Annotated in this window: 10 protein-coding genes; all 10 read right to left on the bottom strand. The window is 72.1% G+C overall.

Annotated elements, in window-relative coordinates; genetic code table 11:
• Genes ACFVWY_RS04920 through ACFVWY_RS04875 form a run of 10 tightly spaced genes read right to left on the bottom strand, consistent with a single transcriptional unit; the run spans position 1 to position 12,990 of the window.
• Positions 1-2,424 carry a polysaccharide lyase 8 family protein gene (locus ACFVWY_RS04920; protein ID WP_389867377.1) on the bottom strand — a complete coding sequence of 808 codons (2,424 nt, stop codon included), beginning with the start codon at positions 2,422-2,424 and terminating at the stop codon, positions 1-3.
• A gap of 7 nt (positions 2,425-2,431) precedes the next feature.
• Positions 2,432-3,580 (bottom strand): SGNH/GDSL hydrolase family protein, encoded by a 1,149-nt coding sequence (locus ACFVWY_RS04915; RefSeq protein ID WP_389867376.1) that lies wholly within the window; start codon positions 3,578-3,580, stop codon positions 2,432-2,434.
• Positions 3,577-4,656: a DUF1565 domain-containing protein gene (locus ACFVWY_RS04910; RefSeq protein WP_389867374.1), complete on the bottom strand. Its 1,080-nt coding sequence runs from the start codon at positions 4,654-4,656 to the stop codon at positions 3,577-3,579. The genes ACFVWY_RS04915 and ACFVWY_RS04910 overlap by 4 nt, the downstream gene beginning before the upstream one ends.
• Positions 4,653-5,255 (bottom strand): DUF624 domain-containing protein, encoded by a 603-nt coding sequence (locus ACFVWY_RS04905; RefSeq protein WP_389867372.1) that lies wholly within the window; start codon positions 5,253-5,255, stop codon positions 4,653-4,655. Before ACFVWY_RS04905 ends, ACFVWY_RS04910 begins: the two co-directional genes overlap by 4 nt.
• A gap of 2 nt (positions 5,256-5,257) precedes the next feature.
• Entirely contained in the window at positions 5,258-7,243 is a 1,986-nt protein-coding gene (locus tag ACFVWY_RS04900; protein WP_389867370.1) for a hypothetical protein, read from the bottom strand.
• 3 nt (positions 7,244-7,246) lie between these two features.
• Complete coding sequence (locus tag ACFVWY_RS04895; RefSeq protein WP_389867369.1) at positions 7,247-9,037, bottom strand: heparinase II/III family protein; 1,791 nt, start codon at positions 9,035-9,037, stop codon at positions 7,247-7,249.
• Entirely contained in the window at positions 9,025-9,789 is a 765-nt protein-coding gene (locus ACFVWY_RS04890; RefSeq protein WP_389867367.1) for an SDR family NAD(P)-dependent oxidoreductase, read from the bottom strand. The genes ACFVWY_RS04895 and ACFVWY_RS04890 overlap by 13 nt, the downstream gene beginning before the upstream one ends.
• Positions 9,790-9,833: 44 nt before the next feature.
• Positions 9,834-10,754 carry a carbohydrate ABC transporter permease gene (locus tag ACFVWY_RS04885; protein WP_389867365.1) on the bottom strand — a complete coding sequence of 307 codons (921 nt, stop codon included), beginning with the start codon at positions 10,752-10,754 and terminating at the stop codon, positions 9,834-9,836.
• Complete coding sequence (locus ACFVWY_RS04880; protein ID WP_389867363.1) at positions 10,741-11,709, bottom strand: carbohydrate ABC transporter permease; 969 nt, start codon at positions 11,707-11,709, stop codon at positions 10,741-10,743. The genes ACFVWY_RS04885 and ACFVWY_RS04880 overlap by 14 nt, the downstream gene beginning before the upstream one ends.
• Positions 11,710-11,721: 12 nt before the next feature.
• Positions 11,722-12,990 carry an ABC transporter substrate-binding protein gene (locus ACFVWY_RS04875; protein ID WP_389867361.1) on the bottom strand — a complete coding sequence of 423 codons (1,269 nt, stop codon included), beginning with the start codon at positions 12,988-12,990 and terminating at the stop codon, positions 11,722-11,724.
• Positions 12,991-13,132: the final 142 nt, after the last annotated feature.

Genomic DNA, 13,132 nt, shown 5'->3' with positions numbered 1-13,132 from the left:
CTAGCTCCTCTTCAGGGTGAGGCTGAGGGTCGCGCCGTGGAGCCCGGCGGTGTCGGCGGTGATGCGCACGCCGCGGGTGGTGGCGGCGACGCGCACACCCGGGTCGGCCTCGACGACGGTCAGTCCGGGCCGCGCCAGGTCCAAGGTGACCGAGGACCGCAGCTGTGTCGGGTCGGACAGCGCCACCTTCACCGTCCGGCCGTCCGGCCGTACCAGTGCCGAGGCCGGGCCGTCCGAGGACAGCTCCTGCGCGCTCCCCGCGGTCCAGAAGTTCGCGGCGAGGAGTCCGTCCGCGGTCCGGCGTACCGCGTGCACGGCCAGGGAACGGGCGATCGCCTCGACGGGCGGTGCGGCCGACCACCGCGCGGTCCGCCCGGGTGAGGCCGCCGGGGCCTGGAGCCAGTAGTAGCCCGCCCCGTCTGGTGCGGTGCCGTGGTCCTGCCAGAGCGTCAGATACGGGCGGGTGACCGGGGTGTCGGTGCCGTACTTGAGGTTGATCTCCCGCCAGGCAGCGGTGCGGTTCTCGCGCAGCCCGCGGAGCGTGACGGGCTCGGGGAAGACGTAGCCGCCGGTTCCGGCCACGTGCAGCCAGCGGACCTGGTCGAGCCGCGCCGACCAGCCGGTGTCCGCCGGGGCCGCCGTGCCGTTGACGAGCAGGGTCGTTTGGGGGTCGCGGAGCTTGCGGTTCTCCACCACGGTCTCGGCGGTGCCCGCGTCGGCGGTGATGCCCGAGCCGACGCAGGCGATCACGTCGTCCAGGCAGAACCAGCTCTTCAGCCCGTGCAGCGAACTTCCGTAAGCCCGCAGTTCCATGCCGTACGCGCCGAGCGTCGTGCCCGGCAGCGCGGTGCCGCCCGCCCAGTCGGCGGTGCTGGTGGTCCGCTGGCCCGCCGCGTCCGCCGGGCGTCCGGCGACGACGGTGGTGCCGGGCAGCCGGGCCGGGTCGACGGTCGGCCAGTAGTCCTCGCTGTAGTGTCCGAGGTCGTCGGTGTAGAGCAGGACCATGCCGTCGGAGAGGTGCCAGGCGTGCAGGTTCTCGTTCTGGATCGACTCGTAGTTGTAGATGCGGGACGAGTACGCGGAGATGCCCAGCGAGAAGGCGGGCCTGCGGTGGGCCGCCTTGTCCATCCGGGGGTGCTGCCGGTGCGCGACCAGCGGCCCCCGGGCCGGCACCGGGGAGGCGAGGACCCGTTGGGCGGCGACCAGCGAGGCGAGGTCGGTGACGGCCAGGAAGTCCCGGTAGGTGTCCTCCGCGATCCACTGCTTGACCAGGGCGGTGAACCGGTCGGCGGTCTCCCCCGGGAAACCGGGGATCAGACGCACCACCGCCTCGATGACGGTCTGCGCCGATACATGGCCCTGCTTGCTGGGGCGGGCGATCTCCCGCCCGCACACCGAGGCCATCACCTCGCCGCGTACCAGCAACGGGTCGAAGCCGTCGTCGACCCAGCCGCGGATGTTGTCGAGGTCGGGGTCGGTGACCGCCCAGGCGGTACCGGCGAGGAGGTTGAGCAGCCGGGAGAGGCTGTTCAGCAGCTCCTTGCCGTACCCGCCGTTGTACGGGTGCTTGTAGTGCTGGAGGAACGAGCCGTCGGAGTAGAAGCCCTCACCGGTGCCCTCCGCCGCCGCGTTCGCGTCGTTGAAGGCCAGGACGCTGTTGGCGCCCGAACCCTCGACGTCCGAAAGAGCGTCACGGACCCGGGTCAGGTCGTCGCCGGAGGCGCTGAGCACCGCGTTGACGGCGACCACGGTGGAGATCCACACCCGGTTGGCCCCGGTCGCGATCTGCCGGTCGGCCCGCCAGAGGTTCGGATCGGGCGTGTAGTGACGCACGGCCCCGGTGATCCGGTCGAGCCGCTGGGGCCCGAGCGCCTCGTGCAGCAGTACGGCCGCGTCGTTGAGGGCGAGCGCGGATCCGATCTCCCAGTCCCAGTCGTTGTCGAAACGGGTGTGGCCGGGACCGTAGCGGTGATCCAGCATCCAGTCGATCCCGGCGAGCAGCAGATCGCGCAGTACGGGGTCGGCGTACTGCGGGGTGCCGGGCACGGCCCACGCGGTGGCGGCCGTGGCGAGCCGTTTGAACGAGGTCGTCACATGGTTGGAGACCGTGGTGCTGGTGAGGTCGGGGAAGAGCCCGTCGGTCCGGGCCGGGTCGAGGCCCTTGACCGCGGTGGTGGCCGCCTTGCCGGTGCGGGCCACGGCCGCCGCGACCGGTGGGTCCGTCAGATCGAGGCCGGGCCCGCCGGTGAGCAGGGTGTGCCAGCGGACGCGCAGAGCGGCGGGGTCGGCGGCGGCCCCGGTGACGGCGGTGCGCCCGGTGGCCGAGGCGGTGGGCGCCGGCAGCACGGCCGCCGCGCCGAGCGCCGCCGCCGTGGCGAGGACGGTGCGGCGGGTGGTGGGCGGGGTGATGGCGGAGTCGTTCATGCGGCCCTCACAGAAGGTGTCGGCGGTCCACGGCCGCGGCCAGCGCGGCGTGACCGGAGGGATTGGGGTGGAGTCCGTCGCCGCTGTCGTACGCGGGCCGCAGCAGCGCGGGGTGCTCCGGGTCGCGCAGTGCCGCGTCGAAGTCGGCGACCGCGTCGAAGACCCGGCCGGTGCGCACCGCCGCGTTGACGTGCTGCCGCACCGCCTCCAGTGCGGGGGTCCAGCGGGTCCAGCCCCCGAACGGGGCGATGGTCGCGCCGACCGCGCGCAGCCCGGCGTTGCGGGCCCGCAGCACCAGCTGCCGGTATCCGGCCAGGACGAGCGCCGGATCGGTCTGGCCCAGCGGCTGCTGGAGGTCGTTCACGCCGAGGTGGACGAGTACGGTGCGCAGGCCGGGCAGCGACAGCACGTCGCGGTCGAAGCGCGCCTGGCCGCCGGGCCCGAACCGGGCGTCGTCCAGCAGCAGCCGGTTGCCGCTGATGCCGAGGTTGGCGACGGCCGATCCGGGCAGCCGTGCGGCGAGCTGGTCGGGCCAGCGCAGATCGGCGTCGTCCGGGGTGCCGACGCCCTCCGTGATGGAGTCGCCGAGCACCGCGACCACCGGTCCGTGCGCGCCCGTCACCTCGACGCCGGTCAGCAGGAACACCGAGGTGGTGCGGGTGCCGTCGACGGAGTGCGAGGCATGGGTGTTGCGGTGGAAGGACAGCGGGCCGGTGGGGCCGGGAAGGTGGGTCTCCACCGTCAGCCGCGCCCCCTCGGCGGCCCGCAGTCCGGCGACCGGGTCGCTGGTCAGTGAGGCGCCCGCGGCGAGCCATGCCTGGCGGCGCCCGCCGAAGGCGACCGGCCGCCCGCCCGCCGTCACCGGGCCGACGAGGACGGGTGCGGTGCCGAAGGCGTGGGCGTAGCGCAGCCGGACCGCGCCGCCCGCGGTCAGCCGTACGCGGGCGGCGAAGGTGGCGTCGGTCAGACCGGTGCTCGCCATCGGGTCCGCGGCGGTGGGAGCGGTCTGCGCGGTCGCCCAGGAGGTTGTCCAGCGCGACGGCCCCGGGCCGCCGGAGGGCCCCGCCGCTCGCGCCCCCGGCGCCGAGGCCGTGACCGCCGCCAGCCCGGCCGCCGCCGCCAGCACCCCGCGCCTGGCGGGTGTTCTGCCGGTCACTGGGGGCACGCACCCGTCGGGTCGTACGCGCTGCCGTAGGTGCCGACCGCGTCGCCGCCGGTGTTGCCGCTCATGGTGTTGGTGCACACCGGGCCCTGCGGGGTGCGCATGAACTTGACGCCACCGCCCGCGTTCTTGGTGATGGTGTTGCCGTAGACGCTGGTGCCGGTGCCGTCCGTGGCGGTGTCGCCGCCGAGCCGGATGCCCGCGCCGACGTTGTCGTGGATGGTGTTGTAGCGGAGGATGTTGCCGCTGCCGCGCGCGTCCAGGCCGCCGGAGCTGGGATCCTTCTGGGCGCCGCAGTCGTTGTACTCGACGTAGTTGTGGGTCGAGTTCTCCTTGATGTCGACACATTCGTTGCCGTGCGTGGCGATGGTGTTGTGGTGGATGCGGTTGTTCCTGCTGATGTCGGGGGCCGCGTCCGGAGCGCCGTTGGCGCCCTGTTGTTCGGGGGCGGTGCCGAGGTAGATGCCCTCCCCGTTCTTCCCGCCGCCGCCGAAGACGAAGTCGTTGACGCCGCAGTGGGCGATCGTGTTCCCGGCGATGTCGGCGCCGGTCACCAGATAGCGCACGCGCAGGCACTCGTCGGCGGCGTTCTTCAGTGTCATTCCGGTGATCCGCAGCCCGCCCACCCCGTTCCCGGGAGTAGTGCTCATGACATAGATGAGTTTGAGGCGGTACCCCGCCAGGTCCGTGGACGAGCCGTGCAGCCCGTCCACGGTGAAGCCGCTGAGTGTCGTCGCATCGTGCTGGACCTGGATGATCCGGGCATCGCCCGCCCCCTTCACCACGGCGTCGGACGGGCCGGTGATGGTCACCCCGGGGCGCCGGGTGACGACGTCCTGCCGGTACGTTCCGGCGGCGAGGCTGATCACCGCTCCGCCCGGCGCCAGATCGACCGCCTTCTGGATCGTGGCGAGCGGGGCGCTCTGCGACGTACCGGCATGGGCGTCGCTGCCGGACGGTGACACGTAGTAGACGGTGGCGGCCTCGGCGGCCACCGACGGCGGGGGAAGGACGAGCGGAGCGCCCGCGGCGAGCGCGGCGACGAGAGCGGTGCGCAGGACACGGCTCATGGGGTGTGCCTCCTGGGGTCGGCGAAGGACAGGGCGAGCAGTACGGGGATGCTGGGTCCGAGGAGCAGGGGGCCCAGCGGTACGACGAGCGAGACCAGCGCGGCGGAGATCACCGCGCCGAGCAGTGCGGTGCCACGGGCCGCGGAACCGAAGCCGAGCGCCAGCGCACCGCGCGACCAGGCGCGGACCGCCCCGTGCGGGAACCGGCCCGCCTCGGCCGCCAGCGCCACGTGGTGGATGGCGAGCGCGGCGGCGATGCCCACCTGCGCGGCGAGCAGGACGAAGGTCCACGGCTCCGGACGGCTCAGCAGATGAACGATGTTGACGGCCAGGACGACACCGGCCGCGGTGGACACCAGGGAGTGCCGCCACAGCGCCCGCCAGTAGCGCGGAAAGACGGCGAACGTCCCGGTGAAACACCGGCTGTCCCCCTCCGCCCGCCACCGCTGGAGCGCGTGCGCCAGCGCGGCGAGCGCGGGCAGCCAGGTCACGACACCGAGCGACAGCACGGTGAACGCGGCTCCGGCCGCCGCCGGGTACGCCACGAACTCCAGCCGCCGCAGCAGCGTGGGCCAGTGGGACGAGAGGCTCGCGCGCATGGTCAGCCGACCTTTCCCGTGTACGGTTCCGGCACATTGAGCAGTACCCGGCCGTCCCGCTCCAGCCGGGTGGCCGCCACCACGTACGGGGCCAGCTCGTCGCCGCCCAGCAGCACCGCCGCCGCGTCGGCCGACACCCTTTCGGTACGGATGCGGCGGGCGACGGGGGAGAGCAGCACGGTCTCCGTACCGAAGGAGACGCCCCACCCCCGCTCGCACACCACCCGCTCTCCCGGGACCGGCGCCGCGCCCGGAACGATCGCGGTGAGGAAGACCCCCTCGGCCGAGGGGGCGGTCGTCGCCCGCAGGGTGTGCAGGGTGCGGGTCAGCCGGAGTCCGGGCGTGCTCGATGTCGGACGGGCCTCGATCCCGGTGCTCTCCGTGACGACCCGGACGTCCGACGGCGCGAACCGCCGCACCAGCGCGCGGGCCGCCCCGGACCGGATCAGCCGGTCGCCGCCCGGCAGCGGCTCGGTCGGCCGGTCGGTCTGGAGCAGGAACGTCCATTCCCGCTCCGTTCGGGCCTCGGCGAGGTCCAGCAGCACCAGCCGCCCCGACGGCGTGAACACCAGCGTCCGGTCCAGCCGCCGCACCCCGAGCGCGGGGTCGTACATCGCGGCGATCTCCGCCGTTGCGTGCGCCCACCCGTGGCCGGGCGCCAGGAGCACATCGCGCTGCCGGGCCTGCCGTTCGTGGGGGATGTCCTGGTACACGTGGTACCGGTCCTCGTCCGCGTACCCCTGCCCGTCCACCAGCAGCAGATTGTGGTGCGCGGCCCGCTTGCGGCTGCTGTAGCCCTCGTCGACCGCGAGGAACCCGCCCTGCGAGACGAGCACGAACGAACCCGAATCGGGATGGTGGTGCCCCTGGCTGAGGGTGTCCCAGCCCCGCTCCGCCCGGTGCTTCGCGGAGGTCTCCCACGCCTTGTGACCACCGCCGGGGCTCGCCTTGAACGAGACGAGCGTGGCGTCGTCCTCCCAGCCGGTGCGGGCGGCGAGCAGACCGAGGTCCGGGAAGAACGCCCGGGTCTCGGTCGGCCGGGCGGCGGTCACGGACGGGTCGTACCAGAGGTATTCGAGGTACGCCTCCGGCAGGATGCCCGGCCGCACCCCGCTGTGCTCCGCCTCCTGCCACAGCAGCTCGCCCGAGACGAGATCGCCCAGCCACTGCGCCTCCGCGATCCCGTACCGCGCCGCGAGCCGGTAGTACAGCCCGGCGCTGTGCCCGCTGCGCCGGTCGTGGCAGTCGCCGTGGTCGACGTTGAACGCGAAACCCGGAGCCAGCTGATGCAGCCGGTAGCGGAAGGTACGGGAGAGGAATCCGCCCCGCTCCCACCAGTCGATGCCCTCCGCCTCCTGGAGGAGATCCAGATGAGCGGCGAGGAACGGCACCCCGTACCGCCAGTAGACGACTCCCTCGGCATGCGAACCGTCATCCGGCATCAGGTCCAGGACCGTGCCGAGATTGTCCTTGGCACGCTCCGTCCACTCCTCCTTGCCCAGTACGTAACCCGCCGTCGCCAGGCCCGCGTAACAGATCCAGTTGTGGTTCTGCCAGTACGAGGACGACCACCAGCCGCCCTCGCTCGCCACCGCGAACTCGTACAGCCGCCGCCCCTGGAGCAGGAGCTTGTACCGCAGCAGCGCCCGCGTCTCCTCCGGCAGTTCGCCGCCGGTCCACCGCAGGGCGAGCGAGAGGTGGTGCAGCAGCCAGCCGGCGTCCAGGTCGTGGTCCGGCATGTGCGCCCGGCCCCAGTGCGGCAGCCGTGCGGCCGCCTCGATCCAGCGCACGCTCTCCGCCAGATGGGCCGGATCGCCGCTCACCCGGTGGGCCAGCGCCGGGTTGGACGCTGCGGGGCCCAGCCAGGTGATGCTGGCCGTCGGGTGGACGCGCGGCGGGGTCAGCCCGCGATGGCGCACGGCCTCCGCGTACAGCCGCGCCCGCTGCGCGGGGCGCGGGCCAGGCGGCGGGGTCGCCGAGAGCAGCAAGGGTCAGCCCTCCGTCCGGAACCGTGTGGAACGCCCGTCGGCCAGGGAGACCGTCAGCACCCCGTCGTCGTCCAGCCGTACGCCGGTCACGGCGGGAGTGGCCGACGCCGCCTGGTACACCGAGGCGAACGTGACCCGCTCCGCCCGCGCGGTGAGGTCGACATGGGTGCGCACCCGCTGCGGATCGTCGGCCGGTCCAGGGCCCGGACGGGAGACCGGGCGGACCGTCGCACCCGGGGAGCAGGTGTGCCGGCCGTGCAGGATCTCGTCGCCGTACCAGGTGGTGTGCACCTCGCCCGAGGGCCCGCACTCGACGTCCAGCTCCACCCCGGGGCGCAACTGCGCCGCCAGGCACCGCTCGTCCCCGGCGTCCACCGTCAGCAGATCGACGAGACAGCTCTCCCCGAGCACCACCCGCCGCACCGCGCGCACCCCTTCGTACGCCGCCGTCACCTCGGCGGTGACCGAGGTGCCGTCCGAGCCGAGCAGCCGCCCGGCACACTCCGCCTGCTCACCGTCATCCACCCGGAAGGCCGGATGGACCCGGCTCGACGCGTACAGCTCGCGGAACTCGGCGTGCGCGTACGGCACCTGGCCCGGGTCGGGCTGCCACGGCGTGGTGTCGCCGTACAGGTACAGCGACAGCTTGTCGCGGTGGCCGTGCGCACCGCCGTGCGGGCCGAAGTCCAGCAGCGCGTGGACACCCGCGTGGCGCAGCACCGCGTACCCGGCCTTCGGGAACACCGTCACCGCGCCGGGCGCCGGGCGCGTCGGCAACGGCGGACCGGCGAACCAGCCGCCCAGCTCCCGGTCGAGTCCGTCGTCGTCCCCGCCCAGCTCGGCACGGGCCCGCGCGGCCACCGCCTCCAGGGCGGGAGAGAGCGCCAACTGCCGGGCCAGTGCGACCAGTTCCAGCCACTCCAGGGCGAGCGGGGCACGCAGATAGGGGCCGTCGTGGAGCGCGGGGAGGATGCCGCCCGGCGTCGCGATCCCGGCCAGTACGTCCGTCATCCCCGCCAGCACGTCGATCACGTCGGACGGCAGGGCGGCGGGGTCGGTGCCGCGCAGCGCCAGCAGCGCGGCCCGCAGCACGAACCCGTGGTAGTACGTGCTGCCCTCCCACTCCCAGCCGTCCCCGGCGACCGCGACCCGCAGATGCGCGTACAGCCCGTGCTCGCCCTCCAGCCACCGTCCGGCCCCGTCCCACGCCTGGCCGCGCACCGCCGCCGCGCCCCGGCTCGCCGCCGCACCCGCGGCATTCAGCCACGCGGTGTAGTTGGACGCCAGCTGTCCCTGGCCGGTGAGTACGGAGCGGGCGTCCAGCGCGGCCCGCTCCAGCGCGTCCAGCAGGGGAAGTACGTCCGCCAGGTCCTCGGTGGACCGCTCGGCCAGGGTGATCACGGCGTGCCCGATGTTCACCGCCCAGAGGGCGTCGGTCAGCGCCTGGTGGAAGAGGCGGCCACGCAGCATCCAGCCCTGCGCCTCGCCGTTCTGTTCGGTGGCCAGCTCCGCGTACAGCCCCGCGTACTCCACCAGCCGCGCCACCGGCTCGGCGCGCCCGCCGCGGTGCGCGAGCACCCGCAGATGCCGCGCCCACGCCTGGTGCGACAGCACCAGCCAGGCGCCGCGCACCGCCTCGTCGTCCACCCGGCAGCCGTACGCACACCGCGCACCGCCCGCGGGGAACACCCCGCCGAGCAGATCACCGTGATCGAGTTCCACGCCGTGCGCCGGGCAGACGTACGCGTGCCACCAGCCGCCCCGCTCCCGGGCGATGCGCCTCAACGCGGCCACACGCCACCGTCGATGTCCACCGTCGTGGCGGTGAGGAAGCCGGACGCGGGCGAGGCCAGGTGGACCACCGCGGCCGCGACGTCCTGCGGGGTGCCTGCCCGGCCGACCGGGATGCCCGCCTCCATCGCCTGCTGGGCCTCGGGGGCGGTGAAGGTGTCGTGGAAGGCGGTGCCCTTGATGAAGCCGGGGGCCACGGTGTTGACGGTGATGCCGGTGCCGCCGAGCTCCTTGGCCAGGCCCTTGGTGAAGCCGCGGACTCCGGCCTTGGCCGCCGCGTACGCCACCGACCCGGGGCCGCCGCCGTTGTGCGCCGCCAGCGAGGACATGGTGATGATGCGCCCGGCCGCCGACTTCCTCAGATGCGGCAGGGCGGCGCGCACGGTACGGAAGGCGGAGGTCAGGTTGGTGGACAGGACCCGGTCGAAGTGGTCGTCGGACATCTCGGCGATGGTGGCCCGGCCGATCAGATGACCGGCGTTGCAGACCAGGACGTCCAGGCCGCCGAGGAAGCCGGCCGCCTCCTCGGCGAGCCGGTCCACCTCCTCGGTCACCGTCACATCGGCACGGAACGCCTTCGCCCGGCGGCCCAGGGCCTCGATCTGTGAGACCGTCCGCGCGGCCTCGTCGGCGGAGGAGTGGTAATGGACGGCGACGTCGGCACCGGCCTCGGCGAGGGCGACGGCGATGGCCCGGCCGATGCCGTGGCCCGCCCCCGTCACCAGCGCGCGGGAACCGTGGAGATCAGCAGACATGGAGCACGTACCTTTCGGGAATGGGGTGGTCGGTCCGGGGCGGGTCACTTGAGACCGGCGGTCGCGAAGCCCTGGACGAAGTAGCGCTGGCCGATCAGGAAGAGAACGACCATGGGGAGGGTGGCCAGCGTGGTACCGGCCATCAGGAAGTGCCACTGGGGTCCGTTCTCCGTCTTGAAGACGGAGAGCCCCACCTGGATCACCCGCAGACTGTCCGTGCGGGTCACCAGCAGCGGCCAGAGGAAGTTGTTCCACGACGACTCGAAGGTCAGCAGCGCCACCGTGGTGAGCGCGGGCTTGACCTGCGGCGTCATGATCCGGGCGTAGATCCGGAACTCGCCCAGCCCGTCGAGCCGGGCCGCCTCCTCCAGCTCCACCGGAAGGTCCAGATAGAACTGGCGGAAGAGGAAGACCGCGAACGGGGTCACCGCCCCGGGCACGATCAGCGCCCACCACGAGTCCAGCCAGCCGCTGCCGCCCTGGCCGAGGATGTCGTTCCCCCCGGCCAGCGGCATGAAGCGGACGATCAGGAACTCCGGCAGCACCTTGGTGTACGTGGGGATCATCAGCGCGGCGACGAAGAGGTAGAAGATGACCTCACTGCCCCGGAACCTGATCCGCGCCAGCGCGTACCCGGCCATCGACGCCACGACCACGTTGATGACGGTGTGACTGACGGCGATGACGAGGCTGTTGCGTGCGTACGTCGCGAACGGCGCCGCCCTCAGCGCGTCGGCGTAGTTCCCGAACTCCCAGTGCCCCGGCAGCAGTCCGGCGTCCTGGGAGGCGATCTCCGCCGGCGTCTTCAGCGAGGTCAGCACCATCCAGACGAACGGCACCACCATCAGCAGCGAGACGGCGACGAGGGTCGCGTAGAGCGCGATCCGGCCGGCCGGGACCGGGCTGCGCTTCCTCGCGGGCCGGGGTGTGCGCACGGCTTTCGCATACGGCTCAGTTGTGGCCACGGGTGCCTCCCATGATCCGCCGGTTGACCAGGGTGAAGCCCATCAGCAGGACGAACAGCACCAGGGACTGCGCGCAGGCGTAGCCGACGCGGAACTCCCGGAAGGCGGACTTGTAGATCTCATACGTCATCATCGTGGTGCTGTTGGCGGGGCCGCCGTCGGTCAGGATGTAGATCTGGTCGAAGGACTGGAACGCGCTGATCATCGACGTGATGAGCACGAAGAACGTCGCGGGCTTCAGCAGCGGCAGGGTGATCGAGAAGAACTGCCGCACCTTGGAGGCACCGTCCACCGAGGCGGCTTCGTACAGCTCCTTCGGCAGGGACTGCAACGCGGCCAGATAGATGAGCATCTTCATGCCGATGCCCTGCCAGATGCCGACCAGGATCACCGAGGGCATCGCCCACGAGGTCGAGGCGAGCCAGGCCGGGCCCTCGATCCCGAGGAACGAGAGCAGGGTGTTCAGCAGCCCGTTGTCCGGGTTGTAGATCCACAGCCAGACCAGCGCGATCGCCACGGTCGCGGTCACCTGCGGCAGGAAGACCGCGGTGCGGAAGACGCCCCGCGCCTTCAGTCCGGTGTGCAGCGCCAGGGCGACGAGCAGCCCCAGCAGCATGCCGAACGGCACGGTGAAGAAGGTGTATATGACGGTGTTGACGACGGACTTGCGGAAGACCGCGTCGCCCAGCATCTCGCGGAAATTGTCCAGGCCCACGAACTGCGGCGGCGTCAGCACGTCGTACTTCGTGAAGGCCAGGACGACCGAGGCGACGACCGGCAGACCGATCCAGAGTGCGGCGTGCAGCAGCGCGGGCGCCACCATCAGCATGCCGGCGCGCTGCCTGCGGCGCCCCGGTCCGACCGGGGTCCGGCGGGTGCGCCGACGAGCGGCCGGGGGTCCGGCCGGGGAGGCGGGCGGCGCGGGACGCGCCTTCAGTACGGATGTCGCTCCCACTGTGTCGGGTCCTTACATCCGGCCGATCGCGGCTTCGGCGAGTCGGCCGAGTTCCGCGATGGCGTCCTTCGCGGACTGGCCGCCCACGATCGCGGGTTCCAGCGTGGGCTTGATCTTCTCGCGGATCTCCATCCACGCGGCGGTGCCGCCCTCGGAACAGGCGTCGCCCATGCTCTGGAGGGAGAGGTCGACGAACTTGTTCTCCTTCACGTACGAGGTGTTGCTGAGGTCCTTCAGGCCGGGCACCGAGCCGCGCTGCCTGGCCGTGCCGAGGATCGAATCGGGGGAGGCGAGGTACTCGACGAGCGCGCGGGCCGCCGCGGGATGCCTGGAACTGGCGGACTGGCTGACGAGCGTGCCGCCCTGGAGCATCGCGGGCCTGCGGTTGGCGAGGACGAACGCGCCTAGCTTGTCCTGCTTCAGCAGGTCCGGAGCCTGGACGCCGACCTGCTTCCACAGCCCGCTCGTCGTCATCATCATCGACGCCCTGCCGGTCTGTACGTTGGTCGGGGCCCCGAGCTCCGTCTTCTTGGCGTAGACGGCGGAGCCGTCCTTGACGAGATCCTTGAAGAACTGGAGCGCCTCGACTCCGCGCGCGTCGTTGAACAGCACCTTCCTGCCGTCCTCGCTGAACAGCTGACCGCCGTTGGCGAAGAGGAAGGTCTCCCAGCACTGGCGCAGTTCGACGGAGAACGGGTCGAATCCGATACGGCCGTTCCGGGTCAGCTGCTTGGCCACGGCGCGCAGTTCGGCCCAGTTCGCCGGGGTCTTCCTGATCCCGGCCTCGGCGAAGTGGTCCTTGCGGTAGACGACGATGCGGGTGTCGAGGATGACCGGCAGCGCGTACAGCTTGCCGTCGTACCGGGAGGGCTCCAGCACCCGCTTCTCGTAGTCGTGCGCGGAGGCGAACTTCTCGGGCAGTTCGGCGATCACTTTCTTGGCCGCGAACGGGGGGATCCAGCCCACGCCCATCATCAGCACGTCGGGCAGCAGACCACCCGCCAGACCGGTGGTGATCTTCTCGTTGAGCTGCTGGTACGTGGTGTAGTCCACGTTCACCTTGACGTCCGGGTACTTCTTCCGGAAGCCGCCGAGGATCTCCTGCTCCAGCAGTTTCTTGCCGTCGGCGCCCTCGTAGATCGGGGTGAGCAGAGTGATCTCACCCTCGGCGGGGCCTTCGGCGGACCCTGCCGTCGAAGTGCCGGTGCCGCATCCGCCGAGCGCGGCGGAGGCCGTTCCGGCGCCGATGGCGGCAAGCAGGGACCGTCGATTGAGTTGCATGGGACACCCCTTTTGAGGTGGAGGCTGTGGATCGATCCAGCGAGGAGTCCCGGCCATGGCTGGGAAATGCTGGTAAATCGATGCACCGATGCTAGGAACGCGTCGAGAGGGACGTCAACAGCTGGTGCGCATGAATTTTTGG

Origin of the sequence: Streptomyces sp. NPDC058195, from assembly GCF_042883525.1 — a bacterium.
Lineage (GTDB): Bacteria > Actinomycetota > Actinomycetes > Streptomycetales > Streptomycetaceae > Streptomyces.
Note: the sequence above shows the minus strand (reverse complement) of the source record. Positions and strands in the feature narration are given on the sequence as shown.

Bases quoted from the DNA above. Each gene is read 5' to 3' on its own strand.
- ACFVWY_RS04920 (WP_389867377.1), bottom strand. From the start codon at position 2,424: ATGAACGACTCCGCCATCACCCCGCCCACCACCCGCCGCACCGTCCTC.
- ACFVWY_RS04910 (WP_389867374.1), bottom strand. From the start codon at position 4,656: ATGAGCCGTGTCCTGCGCACCGCTCTCGTCGCCGCGCTCGCCGCGGGC.
- ACFVWY_RS04905 (WP_389867372.1), bottom strand. From the start codon at position 5,255: ATGCGCGCGAGCCTCTCGTCCCACTGGCCCACGCTGCTGCGGCGGCTG.
- ACFVWY_RS04890 (WP_389867367.1), bottom strand. From the start codon at position 9,789: ATGTCTGCTGATCTCCACGGTTCCCGCGCGCTGGTGACGGGGGCGGGC.
- ACFVWY_RS04875 (WP_389867361.1), bottom strand. From the start codon at position 12,990: ATGCAACTCAATCGACGGTCCCTGCTTGCCGCCATCGGCGCCGGAACG.